Raw genomic sequence first — 24,505 nt, 5'->3', positions numbered from 1 at the left:
CTCCGGGAGCAGATTCGCGGCGCACCCTAGCGCATCCGCAAGCCTACGTCCCGCACCGCCGCCGTCGCGGCATCATGCGTTCGATCGTCTCAGTTCGCGGAGGCGATCGTCCAGTCGGCGATCTGGGTGTTGATGTCGCGCGTCGCCGTGTCGAAGGCTGCAACGATGGCGGACACGCGATTGTCGCCGGCGGGCTGGGTCACGGTGAACACCCGCTCAACCGAGCGCCCTTCCTCGGGACGAATGGTCCCGCCGCCAGCGCGCCGTTCCGGGGTGGAGCGCAGCTGCGCCCGCGCGGTCACGACGACATCCGGCACGGCTCCCGGCGCGGCGTATCGAGCCTCGAAGGTCGTGACCGTGACTTGCAGGACCAGCGGCGGCGTCCCCGGCTCGCGGCGACCCAGCACGCGAATGCGATCCGCTCGGTTGGCGAAGGCCGCCTTCAAGCTGTCGTCGAACAGGGTCGAGGCCGGCGACACCCAGCGTGCGCCGCCAATATAGGCCGTCTCTAGACCCGTGACGCCGAGGATCTTGTCGTCGCCGGTCGCCTGCGGGAACTCGATGCGGCGGATCGAGACCGTTAGAGGCGCAGGCGTGTCGCCCACCGACGACGGCGCGGCCATCGGCAGGCCGAACCGATAGTTCTGCACCGGGTCCGGCGACGACAGCAGGGCGCATCCGCTCAGCGCGGTCAGGACAGCGGCGGGCGCCGCCAGTCGAAGGACAGGACGAAGGATCACGGCTGCACCTCCAGCTCTTTGGATTTCGGACGACCGATGAAGTCACGCGGGCTGGCGCGGACGTCGTCGATCAGGGATTGCAGAGACCGGGTGGCGTCTTGCAGCTCTTCAATCGTGCCGGTCAATTGCGGCAGGCTGGTCGTCGCAAAGTCACCCAAAGGACGCTCCAGCCCCGTGATCGAACGGTTGGCCGAGGCGATCGCCGTGCGGGCTTCCGCCGTCGCCGAGTTGATATTGGCGATGGCTTGGCGACCGTCCGTATTGATGATCTGACGCGTGTCGACGGCCAGGGCCTGGTATTCCTTCACCGCCGCGTTGGCGTTGGTCACGGCCTCTTCCAACTGCTGGAAGATGGCCTTGCGGGCTTCCAGTTCAGTCGTCAGCGCCTCGACGTTCTTCACACTGGTGGAGAAGCTGCGGATATTGTCATCGGACATGACGCGGTTGATCCGGTTCAGCGCATCCACGGTCTGGGCCAGAACCGTGCCCGAACCACTCAACAGTTCAGCGATCGGCGACGGCTGGCTTTGCAGCACTGGCACGACATTATCCGGATACTGCTCTTTCAGCAGGGCGCTGTTGGGCGAGCCGGCGGTGATCTGGATGTAGTTCAGACCGGTGATGCCTTGCGGCTCCAGCTGCGCGCGCGAGGTGACGCGCACCGGCGTCGTGCCGTCAACGCGGACACGGGCGATCACCTGGTCGCCGCGCTTGGTGTCGATGTTCAGGTCAGTGACCTCGCCGACGCGGATGCCGTTGAAATGCACCTCGCCGCCTTCGGACAGGCCATTCACCGGCCCATAGAAGACGATGTCGTACATGTCGTAGTCGCTGTTGAACTGCAGCCGGGCCAGCCAGATGGTGAACACCGCCAGGGCCGCCAGAAGGGCGACGGTGGCGATGCCGACGGCGGCGTAATGTGCGTCTCTTTCCATGATCCGCTCTCCTCAGGCGGCAGACTTGGTGGCTGCGCGTCCGCGCGGCCCCAGGAAATATTCTTTGATCCACGGATGGTCGGAGCCTTCCAGCTCCTGCACCGTGGCCTTTTCCACGACCCGCTTGTCCGCCAGCACCGCCACCTTGTCACAGATGGCATAGAGCGTATCGAGGTCGTGGGTGATCATGAAGACGGACAGACCGAGGTCGTCCGCCAGTTGCCGGATCAGATCGTCGAACGCGGCCGCGCCGATGGGGTCCAGACCCGCCGTCGGCTCGTCCAGAAACACCAGTTCCGGGTCCAGCGCCAGCGCACGCGCCAGGCCGGCGCGCTTCTTCATGCCGCCCGACAGCTCGGCGGGCTTCAGGTGGTGGTGCTCGGGCTTGAGGCCCACCATGGCGATCTTGAGTTCGGCCAATTCATAGATGATCGCTTTGGGCAGTTTGGTGTGCTCGACCAGTGGCGAGGCGACGTTCTCCAACACGCTCAACGACGAGAACAGCGCACCCTGCTGGAACAGGATGCCGGTGCGGCGCTCGATGTCCGCCGACTGATCGTCGGTCAGGGTCGCACGGTCGTAGCCCAGCACCTTCACCGATCCGCCCTCGGGCTCTTTCAGTCCGATGATGGTGTTCAGCAGTACGGTCTTGCCCGCGCCCGATCCGCCGACGACGCCCAGGACTTCGCCGCGCACCAGGTCGAGGTCGAGGTTCTCGTGGATGGTGCGCTCGCCGAACTGGCTCAACAGGCCGCGCACCTCGATCAGGTTTTCTGGCGCCTCGGTCATATGTTCAGCTCTAGGAACACCAGGGCGAACACGGCGTCCAGGAAGATGATGGCGAAGATGGCCTGAACCACGGCGGCCGTCACGCGCCGGCCCAGGCTTTCGACGTCGCCGGCGACCGACATGCCCTGACGGCAACCGATCGCGGCGATCACCAGGGCGAAGACCGGCGCCTTCACCAGACCGACCATCAGATGCTGGGCCATGGTGCCATCCTCGACCAGACGCTGGAAGAAGAAGGACGGACCAAGATTCAGCGAGCTCCAGCACACGACCAGACCGCCGACCAGACCGCCGATCATGCCCATGAAGGTCAGCAGCGGCAGCATCAGCACCAGGGACGCGACGCGCGGGATCACCAATGCCTGGAACGGATTGACGCCCATAACCTGCATGGCGTCGACCTCCTGGTTCATCCGCATCGATCCGATCTCGGCCGCAAAGGCCGAAGCCGAACGTCCAGCCAACAAGACCGAGGCGATGACTACCGCGAACTCACGGAACATAGCGACGCCGATCAGTTGAACCGCGAACACCTGGGCGCCGAAGTCGGTCAGCAGGTCCACGCCGATGAAGGCGATCACCGCGCCGATAAAGAAGTTGGTGATCATGACGATCGGAATGGCGTCCAGTCCGGCGCGCTCGGCCTGACTGACCCAGGCCGGCCAACGGATGCCGCCGGGGTGTTTGGCGGCTTCCACCACGGCGGCCATCAGCCGACCCAAGAAGGCCAGCGACAACATGGCCTCTCCGCCGAAATCGTAAACGCCACGGCCGATCTTGGCGAAGGTGCGCACGAAGGCGCTGGGGCGTTTCGGCGCCGGGGCGCTTTGGCGCTCCAGAAGTTCGATCATGTGGTAGATACGACCGGCCTCGGGTCGGTCCTTCCACTGACTCTTGGACAGGCGGCCGCTTGAGGCCTGCACCAAGGCTAGCGCGCCGGCGGTATCGAAGCGACCGAGATCCGAGGTGTCGATGCTGGCGATATCGCGGCCTTCCAGATCGCGGCTCAGTTCCGTCGGCAGACGACCCAGCGCCGTGGTCGTCCAGTCGCCGGTCAGGCGCAGACGGGCCTCGCCATCTCTATCGACGATTTCGTATGCAGCCGTGTTCATCGCGCCCCTGAAGACCGATCTGACATCGCGATTTTCCCCTGACGCTCTGAACAGACAGCCGAAATCCCTGCCGCGCTAATGGTCAAGCCGGCATTCGATGTCAACGCGCGATGACATTCGCGCGGATGTTTGTCGATCGACCGTGTCGAGATCGCCTCCCCCGATGAAACGTCCAACGGTCACGCTGGCGCTGATGCCAAACGCGGCCGAACGGGATTCGTTCTCGCGTCACCTCATACGACGCTGCACGGCCGTCAGATCCTCAATGAACAACCGTCTCGCCTCGGACTTCGCCGCCTCGTCCGGCAGACGCAGCAGATAGGAGGGGTGGACCGTCAGTACGGCGGTCGATCCGTCGCTCAGGTCGATCGGCGCGCCGCGTTCCTGCATCACAGCCGGCTTGCGACCCAGCAACGCCAAACCCGCCGTCGCCCCCAGGGCCAGCACGACCTGCGGCTTGATCAGCCTTCGCTCCGAATCCAGCCACCAGCGGCAGGCCTGAACCTCGCCCGCATTCGGCGTCTTGTGCAGGCGACGTTTGCCGCGCGGTTCGTGTTTGAAGTGTTTGACCGCGTTGGTGACATAGACGTCGGATCGATCAATGCCGGCCTCGGCCAAGGCGGCGTTCAGCACCTGTCCCGCCGGCCCGATGAAGGCGCGGCCCGCCAGATCCTCCTGATCGCCCGGCTGCTCGCCGACGATCATCAGACGCGCCGACTTCGGCCCCTCCCCGCACACGCCCTGCGTCGCGTCGCGGTAAAGCGGGCAACGGCGACAGGCCTGAACGCCGCCTGCGACATCGTCTAGGTTTTCGGGCACGGCCTCGGCGTCGGGACGCGCCAAATGGAGGTCAGGCGCGACGGCGCGCGCGAAACGCGGATTGGGCTGAGGAGACGGCGTGGCGACCATGGTCTCGGTTCGAACCGACGAGGCCGCGACCAGTTCCGGGATCAGGGCGGCTTCCGGCAGGTTCTTCCAATAGGACTTGGCCATCTCTCCGTGCATCGTCTTCACCTTCAGCCGCGCGGGATTGAAGGTCGAGGCGTAGTAGGTCTTCCAGAAATCCTCGATCTCGTCTTCGGCCGGCGCCATGTCGCGGGTGGCTGGCGGGCCGAACCGCAAGGCTTCTCCATCCCAAAAGGCCGAACCATCCGGCGTCAGGATCGACCAGCGCATGGTCGTGAATCGCCGCTCGAAGAAGGGCGCGGTCTTTTCCAAAACCCGATGCGGCGGCTCGAACCACGCCACCCAGGCCTCGCCCAGATCGTCATGCACCTGGCGAAAGCGAACGAAGGCCTTCATCTTGTGCGAAGCCCGGCTGACGTTCTTGACCCGCTCCAGCGCGTCGGCGACGTCCCGGTCTGAAATGACCTTGATCAGGTCCGGCTCATCCTTCAGCCGCCACAGCAGCCGATACATCAGATCGAAACGGTCAGCGGATCGATGCAGGATCAGGTTCTGGGCTAGGTCCACGAACTCTTTCGGGACGTTGAAAGCTCTGCGCTCATCCGGCGTCGGCGACGCCTCTTCGGCAATCGGCTGATCGAAAAGCCCGCCCTGTTCCATCGTCCCCGCCACGACGAACCGCGCCGCCGCAGGCTCCACACCCGCCAATCGAAACGCGCGCGCCGCTTTCCGCCAGCCGTCGAAGTCGGTCTCACCGTCCAGCGTCGCCACCGCCATCAGAACAGGCTCAACTGCTCGGGCGTTCGGCTGGTCACGCGCGCCTTGAGGTCCGCCGCGTCCGTCAGACCGCCTGGCGTCCAGTCCAGCGCCGTAATGAAGGGCCGAATCTTGGCAACCGATCGCGTCAGTCGTCCGACGTCCTCCAGCCGCAGGGTCCGATAGCGGCGCACCGAGACAATCCGGTCCACAGCTTTCACGCCCAGCCCCGGCACACGGAGCAGCATCTCGCGCGGCGCGCGGTTCACATCGACGGGAAATTGCTCGCGCTTGTTCAGAGCCCAAGCCAGTTTGGGGTCGACCGCCAGATCGAGCATGCCGTTCGATGCCCCCTCGCCAATCTCCGGCGCGGAGAAGCCATAGAACCGCATCAGCCAATCGGCCTGATACAGCCGATGCTCACGCATCAGCGGCGGCTTAGACAGCGGCAGGATCGAACTGGAGTCCGGGATGGGGCTGAACGCCGAATAATAGACGCGACGCAGGCCGTAACCGCCGTAGAGCGAAGCGCTGCGATCCAGGATTTCCGTATCCGGCGCGCCGTCGGCGCCGATGATCAGCTGGGTGCTCTGGCCGCCCGGCGCGAACTTCGGCGGTTTGATCTTTTCACGTTTGGCCGGCTTGGCCGCCTCGACGCCCAGGCGCACCTGGCTCATCGCCTTTTTAATGACCCCGACATCCTTTTGCGGCGCAAGTCGCGCCAGCGCCTCGTCGCGTGGAAGCTCGATATTGGCTGACAGGCGGTCGGCATACAGTCCCGCCATCTCCACCAGCTTCGGATCCGCCTCCGGGATCAGCTTCAGATGAATATAACCTCGGAAATCGTGGACTTCCCGCAGCGTCTTGGCCACCAGGACCAGCTGCTCCATCGTATAGTCGCCGGATCGAATGATGCCCGACGACAGAAAGAGGCCCTCGATATAGTCGCGCTTGTAGAAGTTGAGCGTCAGGTCGACGACCTCGTCGACATCGAAGCGCGCGCGCTCCACATTTGATGACACGCGATTGATGCAATAGGCGCAATCGTAGATGCAGAAGTTGGTCAGCAAGATTTTGAGGAGACTGATGCATCGACCGTCGGGCGTATAGGCGTGACAGATACCCATGCCCTCGGTCGAGCCGATCCCCTTGCCGTCGACGGAGTTTCGTTTCGACGTTCCGGACGACGAACAGGAGGCATCATACTTGGCGGCGTCAGCCAGAACGGAAAGTTTTCGACGCAGATCGAGACGGGCCATCGTTCATGATACGTTCCGGAACGACGTTTGGTCCAGCGTTGCCGTTTTCTTTTTTGAAACGACGACTTAACGCAGCAGATTGAGCAGCGACGTGCTCTTCAGCGAGTTGATGATCTGAGCCGAAGCCTCGATCGCCACCTGCGCCATCTGCAGATCGGTGATCGCCCGTGCCGGATCATAGCCGGACTTGTCCTGCATCATCTTCTGCAGGGCGGTCTTCTGATTTTCCTGGGCGTCCAGCGCCGTCTCGACGTGGTTTTGAATCAGACCATTCTTGGCCGTCTGGTTCGTCAGGCCCGCATTCGCCTTGTCCAGCTCGCCCATCTGCGCCTTCAGAAAAGCGGTGACGTTGGCGTCGGGCTGTCCCGTCAGAGTGCCGGCGCCAGCTGGCGTATAGGTCACGCCGCCGACGGTCACAGCCGTGCCGTTCTGGAAGGCCTGAATGTTGCGGAACACCTCAGTCAGCGGCCCGCCGATCTCGCTGGCCAGAAACCCGGTTTCGACCGTGGTCTTCTCGTCGATGCGCGACTTCTGCTTCAAGGTGTCGTTGGCGAAGGTCGCGGCGGTGGACGGCGCCGTCGTCAAATCGGCCATGGTCGCGGCTGTGGCGGGCGCGATGTCGCTTTGCCCCCCCGCAAACAGGTACGAGCCCTGGTGTTCCGCATTCAGTCCACCCTGCACCGTCTGATAGTTCAGACCGAGCTCGACCATCAGATTGTCGATCCGCCCGGCCGCCAGGCTGTTTGCAATGGCCTCGCGCGCCGCATTACCGCCTTCGTAGATGCGGCTCATGGCCAGATCCTGGGCGCTCAGACGCGCCTTCACGGCCTCGCCAGTGGAGATGAAGCCCTCCAGCCGCGCCTGTGTCGATGTCAGGCTGGTCAGCTGTTCGGCGCCTCGACCATAGCCAGACATATCGGTGGCGATCTTCTCGCTGTCGATCCGCTCCTGCGCCTGCTGCGCGCGGCCCTGCGCGTTCATCAGGCTGAGCAAGGCCGACTGGTAGTTCCCGTGGGTCGCGACGCGCGTCATTGCAGGATTCCGATCAGTACGTCGTACATGTCCTTGCTCGCCTGGATCAGGCGCGCAGAGGCGTTATAGGCTTGCTGGAAGGTGGTCATGTTGACCAGTTCCTCGTCCATGTTCACGCCTTCGGCCGAGGTGCGACGGCTGTCCGCCTCCTTGGCCAGGGCGCTTGCCGTTTCGCTGCGGGTCTTTGCGGCCGAGGCCTTACCGCCGATCTCGCCGGCGAAGTCCGCCGCATAGGACGACAGGGTCTTGGTCCCGCCGGCATTTCCGCCGGCCGCAGCGAAGGCGACGTTCTTCTTGCCCACATCCCCCAGCGCCAGGCCGCCGCGCCCATCGTTCTTGCTCAGCGCCGGCGTTCCCGCCGCTGCCGACAGGTTCAGTTGCGCCAGGGCCAGCTTGCCGGGGTCCTGCTGAATATCGCTGCGCACCGTGTAGGCGCCCGCCCGCGTCGATCCGGTCGCGCCCAGGCCGAACAGTTGCGACATTGAAACGCCGGACGGATCCTGGGTCGTATTGTCCTTCACGACGCTCATCGACGTCGCAGACGGGTCGTAGGCCTTGAATGACAGCTTGCCCGCAGCATCCAGGCTGAAGGCGCCATAGCGGCCAACGCCCGTGATGGGGTCGTTCAGCGCGCCCAGCATCTCGCCCATCGTTCCGGTCCCGGCGGGCACGGACACGGTGATGTCGCGAAGGCGCGCGCCCGATGGGCCGGCGAAGCGCAAGGTCAGGCTCTCGCCCGGATCGAACCCATGCTGAGACGTCAGGGTCAGGCCCGTCTCGTAGAAGGTCGGCGTGGTCGTAGTGACCAGGTCGTTCAGGCCGAACCAGTGCGAAAATCCGCGCCCGCCCTTCGTGCTGGGCGATGTCGCATCGTCGGCGATGGCCACGCCGTTTCCGGCCGCCCCGTCCAGGCGCAGTTGGCCATCCGAGAAGCTCGCCGTCGCCGTGCCGCCCAGTTGGGCGTTCAGCACGCTGAGGAAGGTGGTCGGATCGGCGGCGGCGCCGTTGATCGTCATCGTCCCGCCGGAAAAGACGATCCGGGCCGAGGCCTGCACCACGCCCGACGCATTGACCGTCGAGATGGTGGTCGTGCCGGTGAAGCCGGTCAGGGCGTTCTCGAGCGACTGTCCAACGTTGCGCCCCGTCAGGGTGGTCGGCGCAGGAACGCTGCTATTGGCGTTATGGGCGCGGTTCAGTTCGTCCGCGAGTTTGGCCGTCAACTCACCCAGGCGCGCGGCGGCAGCTGGCGCATCGACATCGCGCATCTCGACCAGACCCCGGATCTGACCGGACGACACGCCGTCCAACAGCGGCCAGCGCGTGCCGCTGGGCTCGGTGATCATGATGTCCGAGAAGGCCGTCATGGCGTCCACAGTGCCAGCCGCCTGGTACGACAGCGTCGCCGCCCCCTCGCCCACCAGGGTCGTGCCTGTGTTGGTGCGCAGCGTCACGCCGCCGTTCGAGCGCGCCTCGACCTTCACATCCATATATTTGGACAGTTCGTTGATCAGGCCAAGTTGGGCGTTCTGGGCGCCCGTCACATCCTCGTTCGTCACCGTGCCGGCGGCGATGGTTTTGTTCAGCTTGGCGATCTGTTCCAGCAGCGGATTGACCGTCTCGACCGCGCTCAGCAGCCGGCCGTCCGCCTCCTGACGCGCTGACTGGATCTGGGACGCGATGCCGGCGGCCTGATTGAAGATCGCCTGGGTCTTGTAGATGGTGTCCTGACGCCCGGCCGATGATGTCGGGCTTTCGGCCAGGGTCGCATAGGTGGCGAACAGCTTGTCGACCTGAGCGAAGAAGTTGGTGTCGCTGCTGGGATCGCCGAACTGGTTCTGGATCTGGTCGTACAGCTCATAGCGCACGGTCTGGCGCGCGGCGTCCGCCCCGGCGCTGAGGCTGGCCGCCTGCAGGAAACGGTCTGTCGCCAGACGCACCCGCGTGACGTCGACACCCGAACCATAGCCATTGGTGACGGCGGCCGACTGATCGGCGACCTTGCGGATGTATCCGGGCGTATCGACGTTGGCGATATTGTCGGCGGTGACACGCAACTGCGACTGGGCGGTCTTCAGCCCTGAGGTCGCAATGTTCATGATCGAGTTCAGCGACATTGACGCGTCTCCCCTGCCCTACCCGGCAACCGCTGCATCGCGACGCGCAGTTCTTGCCCAGCCACGCGCCGCGCCCGCTCGCATAAAGCGTTGTTTTTCCACAAGATTGTTGATCGGGCGGCCGTCATGATGGGAAAGACGCGCAAAGGTCGGGCCAATCGGATTCCGGGCATCCCGCGTGTCGCTGATCGGCAACGTGCGAAGCCGGGCAAAAAGTGGCGAGAGCGCGGCAATAACGACCGCCGCCCTTCGGGGCCACAGATCCCAAGGCTAAGTTTTGCATTGTTTTTGCTGACTTATTTTCTTGGCCCGACCCTTGCGTCGAGGGCGGCGAACTCTTGGGCGCAGCAGGCGCCGTCGTCGCTCCTTACGAAAGCCGCCGCGCTTCCATGTCCACCACCTCCGCCCTGCTCGCGCCTGCCCCTCTGGTTTCGACCGGAACGTCGGCTGCCGCTCTGGGCGCAGAGTCAGCCGATGCGGGCCTGTTCTCCAGCAAGGTCGCCGACGCGCTGAACACGGGCGTCCACGGCGCGCCTGTCGAACGGATGACGCCCGGCCGTCTGACGGGCGCTCGGTCGCTGGGCGTCATCATGGCCCAGCCCATGGCAACGGAACCGGGCACCGACACGCCGACCCCGACAACCGAAAGCGTCCCTACGATCTTGGGCGAGATAGCAGACTCCGAAACGCAGCCCGTCCCGGCCAACGAACAGCAGATCGGCACGGACAAAGCCGCGAATGACGACGATAGCTCTGGCCTCGTCGCCGCAACGCCGTTTACACCCGCGCAACTGACGCCGGCCGTTCCGGTCGCTCAATCGATCGTCGTAGCGGGCTCGTCGGCCGTTTCCGAGGACGCGGGGGAAAGCCCTGTCGATGCACAAGCTCCCCAAGATGTTGCGTCAGTCGCATTCGTTGCGCCTGAGACGATGACGACGACACTCGCTACAAATCCTCGTGCTGCAACTGACACCACAGCCAAGACTGCGTCGGCGCCTGCCGACCAGGACGTTGAAGCGAAGACCGCCCTGGCGGCCGCGACCGCTCAAGCAGTCCTTTCGGAACTCTCCGAAATCCTGACGACCGAAGCGTCGACCTCTTCTCCCGCCGTGGCGAAGCCGGCTGAATTCGAGGCCGCCGAGGCCCCGGTCACGCCCGCTCAGCCGACGACGACGACCGACGGTCCGAAGCCGACAGTCGCGCCCAAGCCGGCCTTTACGGTCAAGGGCGACGCAGCGCCTCGTCCGACCGACGCAGCGCCGCCGGCGTCTGCGACGTTCGACGCTGCGACCCGCACAATCCAGACGGCTGTCGCCAACACCGACACGCCGGCCGCTCCCTCGCCCAACGCTCAATCCCTTACGGCCGCTCAGATTCCGGCCGCTCAGGTCCAGATCGCCGTCAACGCAACGACGCCCAAGTCCTCCGCTATAGCCGCCGCCGACGTCGTCGTAGTCCTCAATGAAGCGGCGTCCGAACAGTCGGCAGAGGCTTCCCCGGCCGACACGCCGAAACCGCCGGCCTCGCTGCAGGCCGGAGAACCCCTGCGCGGCAACCTCCATAACGCGCTGGACCCAACCGGCGACACTGCCGTTCCTCCGGTTCAGAACGCGACGATCGAAGACGCCACCCCTTCCGGCGCCGCGATCGAAGTCGCCGCCAAGCCGACGCTCTCATCCGCCAAGGCAGCCGAACCCGCGATTGCCGGCGCCGCCACGTCGGATTCAGCGTCGCCCGAAACCACCACCGCAACCCCCGCGCCGGTCGATGCGCAGCCTGCCCAACAGGCCGCCGCGTCCAGCCATGCTCAGGGCCTGTCCACCCTGTCACGCGCCACCGTCGAGACCACCGCTCAACTCGCCGCACAGATCGCTCGCAAGCTCGAAGGCCGTTCGACCCGGTTCGACATGGTGCTGACGCCCGAAGATTTGGGCCGCGTCGATGTCAGTCTTGAGATCGGCAAGGACGGCCAGCTGTCCGCTCGCCTGGCCTTCGACAATCCCGCCGCCGCCGCCGATCTGAAGGGCCGCGCTGACGAACTGCGTCGCCAGCTTCAGGAGGCGGGCTTCCAGGTTGCAGGCGACGCGCTCGACTTCTCGCAACGCGATCCGTCCGCGGGCGGCGGCGCCTTCGAGCGCCAGCAGCAACGCAACGCCCTGTTCGCCGGTGCCTCTCGCCTCGCGGCCCAGGCCGACATGCCCATCGTCCCGGCGCCCGGCGCCTGGATCAATCATTCCCTGACGCCTGACCGCGTCGATCTGAAGGTCTGACCCCATGGTCGACGCCGTCACCACAAGCGCAGCAGCCGGCCGGGTCACCGGCGGCACAAAGGCCCTGGCCTCGAACTTCGAGACCTTCCTGACCCTCCTGACCACGCAGATGAAGAACCAGGATCCGCTGTCGCCGCTGGATTCCAACCAATTCACCGCTCAACTGACCCAGATGGCTGGCGTGGAGCAGCAACTGCTGACGAACGACCTGCTGACCAGCCTGCTGGCCGCCCAGGCCGGCGGCGGTCTGGACAACGCCGCCAACTACATCGGCAAGAGCGTCACCGCCGCCTGGACCGCCACCGAGTTCAACGATGGCAAGGCCAGCTGGGCCTATGAACTGGGCGCCGACGCGGACAAAGCCACCTTGCAGGTCGTCGACAGCAAGGGCGTCGTCGTCTGGGAGGGCGCCGCGCCCGACAAGACGTCCGGCCTGCACACCTTCTCCTGGGACGGCAAGCTGAAGGACGGCGGCACGGCCGAAGACGGCGGCGTCTATACGCTGAAGGTCGCCGCTACCGACGCGACCGGCGCCAAGGTCGACGCCCAGGCCCTGATCCAGGGCCGGGTCACCGGCGTCGAGATGTACAACGGCGCGCCGTATCTGGTGATCGGCGACTCCATCCTTCCGCTCTCGACCGTGATCTCGCTGAACGAGATCAAGGCACAGGCGGCCAACGATACCGACGATACGGAGAATCCGAACGTCCCCACCGAGGAGGCGGCCGCATGATGCGATCCGCCGCCTTCCCGATGACCTCTATTTAAGGAGCGTTCTTCCATGAGCCTCAACAGTGCAATGCTGGCCGGCGTGTCCGGCCTGGCCGCCAACTCCGCCGCCCTGGCGGCGATCTCCCAGAACATCGCCAACGTTAACACCGTCGGCTACAAGCGCACGGCCAGCGAGTTCCAGACGCTGGTCAACAGCCAGACCGCATCGGGCGGCAGCTACTCGGCCGGCGGCGTCACCACCAACACCCGCTCCTATGTCAGCCAGGAAGGTCAGCTTCAGCGCACGACCTCCAGCACCGACCTCGCCGTCAACGGTCAGGGCTTCTTCGTCACCACGACGCAGGCCGAGAACGTCGGCGCGACCGACACCCGCCTGTTCACGCGCGCCGGCGCCTTCACCGTCGACAAGCAAGGCTATCTGAAGAACAGCGCCGGCCTGTATCTCCAAGGCTGGCCGGTCGACTCCAACGGCGAAATCTCGACCGATCCGTCCGACCTGTCGCGCCTGCGCTCGATCAACATCGGCTCGGTCGGCGGCACCGCCGAACCGACCACTCGCGTCCAGATCAACGCCAACCTGCGTTCGACCCAGGATGTGTCTTCGGCGGCCGCTCCGTACACCAACAACAATGTGCAGGACGCCGCCACGCCGCCGGTCAGCCACAATATGTCGGTCGCCTACAAACGCACAGGCACGGGCACCTATCAGGTGACGATCAAGACCGGCATCACCTCGATCACCGGTACGGCGACCTACAACGCGGCCGGCGCCCTGACCTCCTTTACGCCTTCGAGCGGGACCAACGGCTCGGCCACCGCAACCGCAACCGCCATTGACATCACCCCGATGAGCGGCACCCCGCCGGTCAACGGCACCACCTTCGCCATAAACTTCGCCGACATCGGCATGAACACGGACGGCATCGCCAAGGGCAAGTATGATCCAAGCGTCAACTCAATGGCGATGTATAATGCCGACGACGACAACCCTGTCGGCGTGAAGCCCGACTTCAAGATGAACATCCCGGTGTCGGACTCCAAAGGCGGCCAGCGCAATCTGGAAATTCGTTTCCTGAAGAGCGCCGAGCCGAACCAGTGGTACGCTGAAATCGTCGCCGTACCGGCCGAGGATGTCGTGACAGGCGCCCCCTACTCTAACGGTCAGATCAAGACCGGCCTCATCGCATTCACCCCCTCGGGACGTCTGGACATCGAGACGATGCAGGGCTGGCCGGCGGGCAAAGGTCTGTTCGATGACCCGACCCAGGCCTCGCTGACCTTCCTGGAATCCGACCCGAGCAACACCATTGACCCGGCTGACCCTTCAGACAACGGCAAAGTCAAATGGGCCGACGGCCTGGGCATCGCCGCCCAGACGGTGACCCTGGACTTGAATACCTCGGCCGGCGGCCTCAGCCAGCTGAACACGGCCTCGGTCGTCCAGTCGACGGTCACCAACGGAACGGCCTTCGGCAATCTGAGCGAAATCACGATTGATGAAGGCGGCTACGTCACCGCCATCTTCGACAACGGCGTCATGCGCCGCATCGCCCAGGTCGCGGTCGCCACCTTCCCCAGCCCCGACAGCCTGCGTGAAGTGTCCGGCAACGCCTATGCCGTCAGCCTTCAGTCCGGCACCTTCAACCTGAAGGCGGCGGGAACGGGCGGCGCGGGCGAGATCGCGGCCAAGCAGCTGGAGTCCTCGACCGTTGATCTGTCGGCCGAGTTCACCGGCCTGATCACCACCCAGCGCGCCTATTCCGCCTCGTCCAAAATCATCACCACGGCCGATGAAATGCTGGCCGAGTTGATCAACATCAAACGCTGATCGGCGAGTAAGTAAGCGTTAGTCTCGATGAATCGTCGCGCAAGCAAGGTTTACAGAGTCGTTCAGGGAGGGGCGGAAGTTATCCGTTCCTTCACCACGACCCTTAAACGGACCTTAGTCGGGGACGCCTACCTTCATGACACTACGGTGTTGGTGAAAGAGGCATAAGCCCATGTTGCAAGAGCGACGCCTTAATAGCAAAGGCGAACAATACGTGGTCGGACCGACTGGCACGCCCCTGACCCTCAACGACCTGCCGCCGTCCAACACGGACCGGTGGGTGATCCGGCGCAAGGCCGAGGTCGTCGCCGCCGTTCGCGGCGGCCTGCTCAGCCTCGACGACGCCCTGGCGAAATATCGCCTGACGGCCGAAGAGTTCCTGGCCTGGCAGAAGGCCATCGACAAATGGGGCATGCAGGGCCTGCGCACGACGCGGATCCAGAGCTACCGCTCCTGAGGGTTTCCCCGAAGACGTTAAGGGCCGCATCCGGCGACGGGTGCGGCCCTTTTCTTTTGCGGGCCTCGAAATCGCGCCGGTTCCGCACTAAATGGCCGCGATGACCCTGGTCGAAGATTTCTGCCCCGTTCCCGACATCGCCCGCACCGACATGGACGCGGCGGTCGAGAGCGCGCGGGCGGCGGTCGGCCTGCCGGTCGGCGCGCGGGTCGTAGCCGCCATGTCGGGCGGAGTGGATTCCACCGTCGTCGCGGCCCTGCTGCACAAGGCGGGCTATGACGTCGTCGGCGTGACACTTCAACTCTACGACCACGGCGCGGCGCTGAAGAAGAAGGGCGCCTGCTGCGCGGGCCAGGACATTCACGACGCCCGTCTGGCCGCCGACATGATCGGCATCCCGCACTATGTTCTGGACTATGAGAGCCGGTTCAAGGATGCGGTGATCGACCAGTTCGCCGACAGCTACCTGAAGGGCCAGACCCCGGTCCCCTGCATCCGCTGCAATCAGACCGTCAAGTTCCGCGACCTGTTGGACGTGGCGCGCGACCTGGGCGCCGAAGCGATGGCGACGGGTCACTACGTCCGCCGCGCCGTCGCCGGTAACCGCTCGCAGATGCGCAAGGCCATCGATCATTCGCGCGACCAATCCTACTTCCTGTTCGCCACGACCCAGGACCAGCTGGACTATCTGCGCTTCCCCCTGGCCGATCTGGAAAAGCCACAGGTGCGCGGCGTCGCCGCCGAACTGGGCCTGAAGATCGCCGCCAAACCGGACAGCCAGGATATCTGTTTCGTACCTTCCGGCGACTATCGCACCCTGATCGACCGCCTGCGTCCGCAAGGGCGTGAGGCCGGCGAGATTGTGCATATGGACGGACGGGTGCTGGGCCGGCACGCGGGCATCACGGACTATACTATCGGCCAGCGCCGCGGCCTGAACATTGCCGTGGGCGAGCCGCTGTTCGTGACCCGGCTGGAGCCCGAGACCCGTCGTGTCATCGTCGGCCGGCGCGAAGCCCTGCTGACGGCCAGTCTGACGCTGGAAGAAACCAACTGGCTGGGCGACGAGGCGACCATCACCGAGGCGGCCGAGGCCAACATCCCGGTCCTGGCCCGTGTCCGCTCGACCCGCCAGCCCTCGCCAGCCCGTCTCGCCTTGATCGACGGCGATATCCGCGTCGTCTTCGACGATGGCGAAGAAGGCGTCGCGCCGGGCCAGGCCTGCGCCCTGTATGATCCGACGGACCCCGAACGCGTCCTGGGCGGCGGCTTCATTCGCGACACGACGGCGGTCGTCGCCTAACCACGCTTCGTGCGATTGTGGAGACGGTGTGGAGCTGCGGTGGAACAAGATCGCAGACTTCTCGCCACGCCAGACACCAAAGATGCACCGGGCTGTTGCACGGCTGTAAACTGCGCATCGCAATGACGGCGTAATCCCCGCCCCGACTAAGCAGGGGATAAAAATGCATCGTCAGACCAAACTGCGCCTTCAGCTGCTGCTGGGGACCGCCCTTCTCGCCGCGCCCGTTTCCGCCTTCGCCCAAACCGCTCCGGTTCAGACCGCGCCGACGGCCGCCAGCGCCGAGCCGGCCGGTCTTGACGACATCGTCGTGACCGCCACCAAGCGCGAAACCAACCTGCAGGACACGCCGATCTCGATCTCGGTCGTCAACGCCGAAGCCCTGGCCGATCGCCACGTGCAGAGCCTGATGGACCTGGCCGACGGAAGCGTCCCCAGCCTGCGCATCGCCACCTTCGAGGCCCGTCAGTCCGCCCTGACCATCGGCATCCGCGGCATCGTGCCGAACGACGCCAACCAGCCCGCGCGTGAGCAGGGCGTCGGCGTCTATGTCGACGGCGTCTATCTGGCCCGCCAGCACGGCCTCGCCGCCGCCCTGCTCGACATCGAGCGCGTCGAAGTCCTGAAGGGTCCGCAAGGCACCCTGTTCGGCCGCAACACTGAAGGCGGCGCCCTGTCGCTGGTGACCAAGAAGCCCACGGGCGTGTTCGGCATGCGCGCCATCGCCGGTGTCGGCAATCTGGAGTCCTACAACTCCGAACTGCACGTTGACTTCCCGGCCCTCGGCGACTTCGCCTTCAAGGTCGACGGCATCATTTCGGTCCAGGGTCCGGTGACTGAGAACATCTTGCCGGGACAGACAGGGTTTGGCGAATATGACCGTCGGGGCCTTCGCTTCCAGACGCGCTGGACGCCCGCCGAAAACTTCACCGCCACCCTGGCGGCGGACATCAGCAAGGACAAGAACACCCCGTTCTACAGCCAGCTGCTGAACTTCAACCCGAACGGCCTGACCGTCGTGCCATTCACCTCGGCTACGGTTCCCTCGGGCAGCATCCGCGCCCTGTCTCCCCTGGTGCAGGTCGAGGGCTCCAACCGCATGACGCAGGCCGACATCGGCGTGCCTCAGCAGTTTAGCGTCGACGACACGCGCGGCATGGACCTACACCTGTCGTATCGCCCGACCGACTCGCTGGAAATCCGCTCGATCACGGCCTACCGCGATCTGGACGTCGAACAGTATGACAACATCGCCGGCGCCCACCGTCCGCCGGTCGTCGGCCCGAACGGCCGCTTCAGCCGCTATTCGCTGGCCGGCTTCTGGCAGCATCAGTTCAGCCAGGAACTGCAGGCCGTCGGTTCGCTGGGCGACAGCATCGACTATGTCGGCGGCGTCTTCTACTTCAAGGAAACGGTGTCCGACGACGCCGCCACGCCCTCGACCAACCAGTGGAACGCCGACGGCACGGGCTACACCATCCTGGACCCCACCCCGACGATCCGCGGCTTCCGCTCGCTGGACCGCAAATCGACCGCCCATTCGGAATCCAAGGCCATCTACGGCCAGGCCACCTGGACCCCGGCCAGCATGGACGCCCTGCACCTGACGGTCGGCGGGCGCTACACCTGGGACGACAAGGACGGCAAGCTGGAGGTGGTCAACAACGCCGCCACCAACCTGACCTTCAGTTCCAAGGTCGATCGCTTCGACCCGCTGGTCACTCTGGCCTATGACGTCAGCAACAACATCAACGTCTACGGCAAGTACTCGACCGGCTACCGCGCCGGCGGCGCCTCCTCGCGCTCGCTGACCTATCGCTCGTTCGATCCCGAAGAGGTCAAGGCCTACGAAATCGGCGTAAAGAGCGACCTGTTCGATCGTCGCGTCCGCCTGAACGCCGCCGTCTACGCCATGGACCGCACGGACAGCCAGATCGACTTCAGCCTGGTTACCGTCCAGGGCGCCTCGACCCGCAACACGCTGGAAACGATCAACGCGCCGGGCACCACGAAAATCCGCGGCGTGGAGTTGGAAGGTCAGTTCCGGGCGACCGACAACCTGACCCTCTCGGCTTCTTACGCCTATACGGACGCCAAGGTGCCGGACACGGTCAACCCGTTCAACGGCCAGGTGCAGCAGGTCTTCATCGCCTATACGCCTGAGAATGCCGGCAGCGTCGCCGCCGACTGGAACTCGCCCTTCATGGGCGCGACCCTGAAGGCGCACATCGACGCCAACTACGCCGATGCGGCCCACAGCTTCGAGCAGTTCGCGATCAAGGCCGACTCGTCCTTCGTCGTGAACGCCCGCGTCGCCATCGCCGACATCACGACCCGCGACGGCGGTCCGCTGCTGGAAGTGGCCCTGTGGTCGCGCAACCTGCTGGACGAGACCTACGTCTACCGCCGCGATCCGTCGAACCGGAACACCCTGGGCGACTACGGCAACTTCAACAACCCGCGCACCTTCGGCATCGAGCTGCGCGCCTCCTACTAAGCGTTCCTCCCGAACGACCGACTGGCCCCCTTCCGCCACGGCGGGAGGGGGTTTTTCTTCGTCTGCGTGAAGGCTTTGCGACGGCGATATGAAACTTCACCGCAGCCGTCCGGTTTTGCTGGACGACGCGGCGATCTGGCGCGATGGCGGCTTTCGGAGACGCCATGAGCCCCCTGATCCTGATCGCCGATGACGCCGCCGAGGGCGTCGAAATCCTGGACGCCGCCCTGCGTCGGGACGGCTTTCGCACCGTCGTCGCCGCCGACGGCCAGCAGGCGGCCGACCTGCATGCGTCGCTCAAGCCCGATCTCGCCCTGCTCAGCGTCCGCCTGCCCGTGCGCGACGGCTGGGATGTACTGGGCGAACTGCGTCGGCGCGGCGAAACGCCCGTCATCATGATCGGCGACCGGGACGAGGCCGCCGACAAACTGCAGGCGCTGCGGATCGGGGCGGACGACTATATCGCCCAGCCGTTCAAGCCGGCCGAGGTCACGGCCTCCATCCAGACCATCCTGCGACGCAGCGGCGGCGGCCGGGCCGCCAAGACCCTTCGCGTCGGTCCGCTTGAGGTGCAGTTGGAGAACTATCTGGCGGCGATCCTGACGCCATCGGGCAAGCGCCGTCTGGACCTGACCCTGACCGAGTTCCGCATTCTGGCCCACATGGCCCGCACGCCCCTGCGCGTCTTCAGCCGCAGCGAGATCATGCAGGCCTGCTTCCCCAATCAGGCGGTGCTGGAACGCACGATCGACAGCCACGTCAGCCACCTGCGCCGCAAGCTGGACGCTGCCGACGCCGCCGGTCTGCTGACCAATGTCCGCGGGGTCGGATACCGGCTCGAAGCCGAGGTCTGATCGCGCTCACCCCGCGACGGCGTAGACCCTAAGCCGATGGCCGTCGGGATCGCCCGCCACGAAGCTGCGGACCGGCGCGGCGTCCGTCGGCGGCGTCAGAATGCGCGCCCCGCGATCCCACCAGTCGATATGCGCCTGATCCACCGCTGCGGCGCCCTCCAGCGGAAAGTCCACCTCGCACACCTCGCGCCGATCGCCGGCACGCCGCAGCAACCCCAGCGCCCGGCCCGACGTCAGCTTGAACAAGGCCCGGTCCGGTCCCGCCACCACAGGCCGACAACCCAGCAGACTGGCATAGAAGCGCGCGCTGACCTCCGGGTCCGCAACGGCCAGAAGAATATCCTCGATCTCGCTCATCGGCCTGGCCCCTTGTGTTTCCAACACGCCGAACACTAGCCTTTGCTGCTGCCAGTTTCCGTCAGCAGCCGTCGCCTGACCGCGATCTTTCATGCGCCTCTCGCCAAGTCTTCATCAGCGCCTGTCGACGCGTCGGATAGCGCGCCTCCATCACCTCCGCCTCGACGATGCGGTCGGTGCGGAAACTGCGGAAATCACCGCGCAGTTCGCACCAGGCGATCAGCAATCGCACCCGGTCGAAGAAGGCTAAGGCGAACGGCCAAACCACACGCTCGGACGCCGACCCCGCCTCGTCGCGGTAACACAGCTTCAGCCGTCGCTCGGTGCGGATCGCCTTCCTTAATAAGGCCGGATCGACCCGATCCGTCGGGAACGGTTCTCCCGGCACAACCAGCAGGGCCGATGTGTCCATCTCGTCGCGCAGGTCGGGCGGCAACACCGCCGAAATCCTTCCCAGCGCCGCCAGCGCCGCATCGCGCATGCGCGGATCGGCCCGATCCGCCACCCAGCGCGACCCCAGCACCAGGGCCTCGATCTCTTCCGGCGTGAACATCAACGGCGGCAGCATGAAGCCCGGCTTCAACACATAGCCGACCCCCGCCTCCCCCTCGATCGTCGCCCCTTGCGCCTGCAGGCTGGCGATGTCGCGGTAAAGCGTCCGCAGACTGACGCCCATCTCCTCGGCCAACACCTGCCCGCTCACCGGCCGACGATGCCGCCGCAGGACGTTCAGCAGATCAAGAAGGCGTTCGGAGCGTGACACCCCGCGATCCTAGCAGTCCTGCTGCCAGAAAGCGTCAGCAGGAACGGGCTTAGGCCGCTTCCTTGGGCATCACATCGCCGACCGTCGGCCGGTTCTCGGCGCGGGTCAGGGCGATATCCCTCGGTTTGACGATCTCGCCGCAGCAGCCGCACGCGATGCGCGGGGTCAGGGAATGGCCGCAGGTCTTGTGGACCATGTCGATGCCGCTGTCGGCGTCGCCATAGACGTGTTTGTTGCCCCAGCCGTGCAAGGTGACCAGAACGCCGTACAGATCCTTGCCCTTGGCGGTCAGGACATATTCGTTGCGCGGCGGGCGTTCGGAATACAGGCGCGGCTCCAGCACGCCATGCTGGACCAGGCTTTTGAGCCGGGCGGCCAGGACGTTGCGCGCCACGCCCAGATTGTCTTGCCACTGTTCGAACCGGCTGACGCCGTTGAAGGCGTCTCGAATGACCAGCAGGGTCCAGGGATCCCCGATCACCTCAAGCGTGGCGGCGATGGAGCAACTTTGGCGGCTGTAGTCGGCGGTGCGTCCCATAGTCGCGAAAGTGACGCCGCGTCAGGCATTTGGCAAGGGTTGCAAATCCGAACGCTCCAAGTCAGTCTTGTTTCGCAACGGACGTGCAGGCCTCCCGGTTCGCCGCCTTGTTCCTTGGACTTCGGCGGGAGATCGTCATCAGGTCTTCCGCCGCTTCTTCGCCTGACGCAGGATTGCGCAATGACGCCGCCCATTTCTCTCGACGCCGCCCTGACCTTCCAGGTCCTCGAAGACGGCGGTCTGTCCGCGCCCGTGCCGGGTCATTTCTCGAATGGCCCATCGAGCATGGCGCCGGAGAAGGGCTTTCCGTTCGGCGGGCTGCTGGCGGCCCTGTGCGCCCAGTCGATGCGACAGGGACTGGCGCTGGCGGCGCCCCTTCGAACCTTGTCGGTCCAATATCTGTCGGCGGCCAGGTTCGGTGAACAGGTCGCCTTTCGCCCTCGCCTGCTGCGCGGCGGCCGCAATGTTCTGTATGCCGCGGTCGAGGCCGAGCAGGACGGGCGCATGACCCACCACGCCACCGGCACCTATGGGCTGGACGCCGCGCCGCCTCCGCTGACGCCGTTGCACGCGCTGCCCCCGCCGCTGGACAGGCTGGACCCGAAGGCCACGATACGCGGGCCGATGTCGCCGCACTTCGCCCAGCACGTCGAATACCGCTTCGACGGCGGCCCCAACATCCTGGGCGGCAATGAGGGCAAGCCGGTGATCGAACGCACCTGGATGCGGATGGCCGACGGCCGGCCCTTGGATGAGGTCGGCCTGTGCTACCTTCTGGACGCCCTGTATCCACCCGCCTGGACCGCGTCCAAGACGCCGGCCGCCATGACCACCGTCGATCTGCGCATCGACATCCTGACCGATCCGACGCCCCAGACCGCGCCGGACGGCTGGGCCTTCTTCGAGTTCAGGATGCTGGACCTCGGCCTGGGCTGGACGGTGGACGAGGCGATCGCCTGGGGCGCTGATGGAACGCCGCTGGCCCTGTCGCGCCAACGCCGCAAACTGCTGCCGCAACGTCCGGCCTGAAGTCAGCCCTCATTCATCATTATCGACGACTATTCCAAATCTCTGGAGTGTCGCCATGCGTCGTCGAAATCGCCTCGTTTCCGTGTCCCAAGTCGTCGTCGTGCTGGGCGGTTGTCTGATGCTGCAGGGCTGCCTTGTCGGCGCCGTCGTCGGCGGGACCGCTGCGGTCGTCGGCGGGACGGCGAAAGCCACCGGCGCGGTCGTCGGCGCCGGCTTCGACGCCGTCACCACCTCGGACGAGGAAACCAAACTGCGTCGCGAGCGTGAACAGCGCGACTACGAACGCGAACAACGCCGCTGCGAACAGCGCCAGCGTCAGGGCAAACGCTGCTAGGTTAGAGACTTAGAACGCAGCGCTCGTTGATCGTCGGCCGCGCCACCTGAATCCGGCAAAGGCCCGGCCATTCGGGTTTCAGCGTCTTAGCGAACCACAGGCACAGGTTCTCCAGACTGGGCAGCGCCAGTCCCTCGTGCTCGTTCAGCATGCCGTGATCCAGCGTGTCGGCCGCCGCTTTCAGCGCCCGGTCCAGCGCGCCGAGGTCCGCGACCCAGCCGTGTTCGACGTCCAAGACCTCGGACCGCACCGTCGCCTCCACCGTGAAGGAATGGCCGTGAACGCGGCGATAGATGCTGCCCTCGGGCTCGTTCGGGAAGTGGTGGGCGGCGTCGAAGGTCGCCTGTTTGGTGATCTCGAAGACGGGCATTAGCGGACGCCGATGTATTTGTGGGTCTGGACGCTCAGGCGCCACTGTGGGTGGGTCAGGCAGTATTCGATGGCGGCGGCGGTGTTCTCGACCTGATCCGGCCCGTCCATCGGCTGAAGCCAGAACCGTTCAAAATCCAGATGTTCGAACCGATCCGGCATGGCCTTGGGCTGGGGAAAGACCAGTTTCAGCTCGGCCCCGCGCGTCTGGACCACATCCGCATCGGCCTTGGGACTGATGCAGATCCAGTCGACGCCGTCCGGCGCTGCGATCGTACCGTTCGATTCGATGGCGATTTCGAAACCGCGCGCATGCAGCGCGTCGATCAGCGGGCCATCCAGCTGCAACAAGGGCTCACCGCCCGTGCAGACCACCAGTTTCGGATCGCCTTCACGCCCGCGCCACATCGCCGCGACGTGATCGGCCAGCAGGTCCGCCGTCGCGAACTTGCCGCCCCCGTCGCCGTCGACGCCGACAAAGTCGGTGTCGCAGAAGGTGCAGACGGCGCTGGCCCGATCCTGCTCGCGCCCGCTCCACAGATTGCAGCCGGCGAACCGCAGGAAGACCGCCGGTCGCCCCGCCTGTCCGCCCTCGCCCTGAACCGTCAGGAACACTTCCTTGGCCGAATAGGTCATCGCCCCGACGCCCATTCGTCATAACCGGCCGCGCGCAGTTCGCAGGCCGGGCAAGACCCGCAGCCATAGCCCCAGGCATGTCGATGCGTCCGGTCGCCCTGATAGCAGGTATGGCTATCCTCGATGATCAGATCGATCAGCCTGTCGCCGCCGATCCTGTCCGCAAGGTCCCAGGTCTGGGCCTTGGTCAACCACATCAGGGGCGTGTCGATGACGACCGGCTTGTCCAGTCCCAGCGACAGCGCCCGCGCCATCGCCTCCATCGTCTCGTGGCGGCAGTCCGGATAGCCCGAATAATCCGTCTCGCACATGCCGCCGACCAGCACGTCCAGTCCTCGCCGATCCGCGAGCGCCGCGGCTGCGACCAGAAAGATCAGATTGCGACCCGGCACGAAGGTCGTCGGCAGGCCGCGCGCGTCCATTTCGATCTTGCGGTCGGCGGTCAGGGCGCTCTCGGCGATCCGGCCGTATCCGGTCAAGTCCACCACATGGTCGTCGCCCAGGCGATCGGCCCACTGCGGCAGAGCCGTCTTCATTCCGTCGCGCACGGACTGACGCGCCTGCATCTCCACCAGGTGGCGCTGGCCATAGTCGAACCCGACCGTCTCCACCCGCTCGAACCGCTTCAGCGCCCAGGCCAGGCAGGTCGCGCTGTCCTGCCCGCCGGAGAACAGAACCAAGGCCGATGTGGGCTTCTTTTCCAGGATGACGCTCATGACGAATCTGCGGTCGGCCGATCGGCCGCGCGCATGCACAAAGGGATGGGGACCCAGATGGGTCGGGCGGGCCTCATACACCAGACCCTACCCTTGAGCAAAAAAGGCGGATTTGCGTCTTGGATGGCGCCGCTTAACTAATCCGCAAGCGATTTAGGCTTTTACTCACAATGAGTAGG

The 24,505-nt window shown here is 65.4% G+C and carries 23 protein-coding genes; 9 read left to right on the top strand and 14 right to left on the bottom strand.

The genetic code is table 11. The annotated features are described in order from the left end of the window. Positions 1 to 89: 89 nt before the first annotated feature. From ASF81_RS02545 to flgK, 8 genes are all read right to left on the bottom strand, one after another. Positions 90 to 740 (bottom strand): ABC-type transport auxiliary lipoprotein family protein, encoded by a 651-nt coding sequence (locus ASF81_RS02545; RefSeq protein ID WP_055804376.1) that lies wholly within the window; start codon positions 738 to 740, stop codon positions 90 to 92. Continuing rightward, complete coding sequence (locus ASF81_RS02540) at positions 737 to 1,675, bottom strand: MlaD family protein (protein ID WP_039246448.1); 939 nt, start codon at positions 1,673 to 1,675, stop codon at positions 737 to 739. The genes ASF81_RS02545 and ASF81_RS02540 overlap by 4 nt, the downstream gene beginning before the upstream one ends. Before the next feature lie 12 nt (positions 1,676 to 1,687). Then, on the bottom strand, positions 1,688 to 2,464 hold the full coding sequence (locus tag ASF81_RS02535) for an ABC transporter ATP-binding protein (RefSeq protein ID WP_055804373.1): 777 nt from the start codon (positions 2,462 to 2,464) through the stop codon (positions 1,688 to 1,690). Further along, on the bottom strand, positions 2,461 to 3,576 hold the full coding sequence (locus ASF81_RS02530) for an ABC transporter permease (protein WP_055754759.1): 1,116 nt from the start codon (positions 3,574 to 3,576) through the stop codon (positions 2,461 to 2,463). The genes ASF81_RS02535 and ASF81_RS02530 overlap by 4 nt, the downstream gene beginning before the upstream one ends. 228 nt (positions 3,577 to 3,804) lie before the next feature. After that, positions 3,805 to 5,259 carry a UdgX family uracil-DNA binding protein gene (locus tag ASF81_RS02525; protein WP_055804370.1) on the bottom strand — a complete coding sequence of 485 codons (1,455 nt, stop codon included), beginning with the start codon at positions 5,257 to 5,259 and terminating at the stop codon, positions 3,805 to 3,807. Continuing rightward, positions 5,259 to 6,497: a putative DNA modification/repair radical SAM protein gene (locus ASF81_RS02520; protein WP_055804366.1), complete on the bottom strand. Its 1,239-nt coding sequence runs from the start codon at positions 6,495 to 6,497 to the stop codon at positions 5,259 to 5,261. The genes ASF81_RS02525 and ASF81_RS02520 overlap by 1 nt, the downstream gene beginning before the upstream one ends. 66 nt (positions 6,498 to 6,563) lie before the next feature. Then, positions 6,564 to 7,529 carry a flagellin gene (locus tag ASF81_RS02515; RefSeq protein WP_039246439.1) on the bottom strand — a complete coding sequence of 322 codons (966 nt, stop codon included), beginning with the start codon at positions 7,527 to 7,529 and terminating at the stop codon, positions 6,564 to 6,566. Continuing rightward, positions 7,526 to 9,643 (bottom strand): flagellar hook-associated protein FlgK, encoded by a 2,118-nt coding sequence (flgK, locus tag ASF81_RS02510; RefSeq protein WP_055804363.1) that lies wholly within the window; start codon positions 9,641 to 9,643, stop codon positions 7,526 to 7,528. Before flgK ends, ASF81_RS02515 begins: the two co-directional genes overlap by 4 nt. Positions 9,644 to 10,032: 389 nt before the next feature. Between flgK and ASF81_RS15210 the strand changes: the two genes are divergently transcribed. The 7 genes from ASF81_RS15210 to ASF81_RS02475 all read left to right on the top strand — a co-directional run bounded on the left by ASF81_RS15210 (position 10,033) and on the right by ASF81_RS02475 (position 19,584). Beyond that, positions 10,033 to 11,913: a flagellar hook-length control protein FliK gene (locus ASF81_RS15210; protein WP_235559194.1), complete on the top strand. Its 1,881-nt coding sequence runs from the start codon at positions 10,033 to 10,035 to the stop codon at positions 11,911 to 11,913. A gap of 4 nt (positions 11,914 to 11,917) precedes the next feature. Further along, positions 11,918 to 12,646 (top strand): flagellar hook assembly protein FlgD, encoded by a 729-nt coding sequence (locus tag ASF81_RS02500; RefSeq protein WP_055804360.1) that lies wholly within the window; start codon positions 11,918 to 11,920, stop codon positions 12,644 to 12,646. A gap of 48 nt (positions 12,647 to 12,694) precedes the next feature. Then, a complete protein-coding gene (gene flgE, locus ASF81_RS02495) occupies positions 12,695 to 14,473 on the top strand; it encodes a flagellar hook protein FlgE (protein WP_055804357.1) in 1,779 nt (592 codons plus the stop codon). Positions 14,474 to 14,645: 172 nt separating this feature from the next. Further along, on the top strand, positions 14,646 to 14,930 hold the full coding sequence (locus tag ASF81_RS02490) for a DUF1153 domain-containing protein (RefSeq protein WP_026108337.1): 285 nt from the start codon (positions 14,646 to 14,648) through the stop codon (positions 14,928 to 14,930). A gap of 91 nt (positions 14,931 to 15,021) precedes the next feature. After that, positions 15,022 to 16,233: a tRNA 2-thiouridine(34) synthase MnmA gene (gene mnmA / locus ASF81_RS02485; RefSeq protein WP_055804354.1), complete on the top strand. Its 1,212-nt coding sequence runs from the start codon at positions 15,022 to 15,024 to the stop codon at positions 16,231 to 16,233. 163 nt (positions 16,234 to 16,396) lie between these two features. Next, positions 16,397 to 18,730, top strand: coding sequence for a TonB-dependent receptor (locus ASF81_RS02480; protein WP_055804351.1), 2,334 nt, complete (start codon positions 16,397 to 16,399; stop codon positions 18,728 to 18,730). Positions 18,731 to 18,894: 164 nt separating this feature from the next. Beyond that, positions 18,895 to 19,584, top strand: coding sequence for a response regulator (locus ASF81_RS02475; RefSeq protein ID WP_055805352.1), 690 nt, complete (start codon positions 18,895 to 18,897; stop codon positions 19,582 to 19,584). 6 nt (positions 19,585 to 19,590) lie between these two features. On the opposite strand, the gene ASF81_RS02470 is transcribed toward ASF81_RS02475, so the two are convergent. The 3 genes from ASF81_RS02470 to ASF81_RS02460 are packed head-to-tail and all read right to left on the bottom strand — an operon-like array spanning position 19,591 to position 21,242. Continuing rightward, entirely contained in the window at positions 19,591 to 20,034 is a 444-nt protein-coding gene (locus ASF81_RS02470) for a VOC family protein (protein ID WP_235559193.1), read from the bottom strand. Then, complete coding sequence (locus ASF81_RS02465; protein ID WP_055804345.1) at positions 20,003 to 20,704, bottom strand: YafY family protein; 702 nt, start codon at positions 20,702 to 20,704, stop codon at positions 20,003 to 20,005. The genes ASF81_RS02470 and ASF81_RS02465 overlap by 32 nt, the downstream gene beginning before the upstream one ends. A gap of 49 nt (positions 20,705 to 20,753) precedes the next feature. Then, positions 20,754 to 21,242 carry a helix-turn-helix domain-containing protein gene (locus ASF81_RS02460; protein ID WP_017504587.1) on the bottom strand — a complete coding sequence of 163 codons (489 nt, stop codon included), beginning with the start codon at positions 21,240 to 21,242 and terminating at the stop codon, positions 20,754 to 20,756. Positions 21,243 to 21,422: 180 nt separating this feature from the next. Here ASF81_RS02460 and ASF81_RS02455 point away from each other — a divergent pair, with 180 nt between their 5' ends. Together ASF81_RS02455 and ASF81_RS02450 are read left to right on the top strand one after the other, a co-directional pair. After that, entirely contained in the window at positions 21,423 to 22,271 is an 849-nt protein-coding gene (locus ASF81_RS02455) for a thioesterase family protein (protein WP_055804341.1), read from the top strand. Positions 22,272 to 22,326: 55 nt separating this feature from the next. Then, on the top strand, positions 22,327 to 22,605 hold the full coding sequence (locus ASF81_RS02450; protein WP_017504585.1) for a hypothetical protein: 279 nt from the start codon (positions 22,327 to 22,329) through the stop codon (positions 22,603 to 22,605). A gap of 1 nt (position 22,606) precedes the next feature. On the opposite strand, the gene ASF81_RS02445 is transcribed toward ASF81_RS02450, so the two are convergent. Genes ASF81_RS02445 through queC form a run of 3 tightly spaced genes read right to left on the bottom strand, consistent with a single transcriptional unit; the run spans position 22,607 to position 24,317 of the window. Beyond that, positions 22,607 to 22,975 (bottom strand): 6-carboxytetrahydropterin synthase, encoded by a 369-nt coding sequence (locus ASF81_RS02445; protein WP_055804338.1) that lies wholly within the window; start codon positions 22,973 to 22,975, stop codon positions 22,607 to 22,609. Then, the gene (gene queE, locus ASF81_RS02440; RefSeq protein WP_055805349.1) at positions 22,975 to 23,610 is read right to left on the bottom strand and encodes a 7-carboxy-7-deazaguanine synthase; all 636 of its coding nucleotides are present in this window, start codon (positions 23,608 to 23,610) and stop codon (positions 22,975 to 22,977) included. Before queE ends, ASF81_RS02445 begins: the two co-directional genes overlap by 1 nt. Continuing rightward, positions 23,607 to 24,317, bottom strand: coding sequence for a 7-cyano-7-deazaguanine synthase QueC (gene queC / locus ASF81_RS02435; RefSeq protein WP_369814896.1), 711 nt, complete (start codon positions 24,315 to 24,317; stop codon positions 23,607 to 23,609). Before queC ends, queE begins: the two co-directional genes overlap by 4 nt. Positions 24,318 to 24,505: the final 188 nt, after the last annotated feature.

The organism is Brevundimonas sp. Leaf168 (genome assembly GCF_001423685.1).
GTDB lineage: Bacteria > Pseudomonadota > Alphaproteobacteria > Caulobacterales > Caulobacteraceae > Brevundimonas > Brevundimonas vesicularis_C.
The sequence above is the reverse complement of the archived record's forward strand: the minus strand, read 5'-3'. Positions and strand labels throughout refer to the sequence as shown.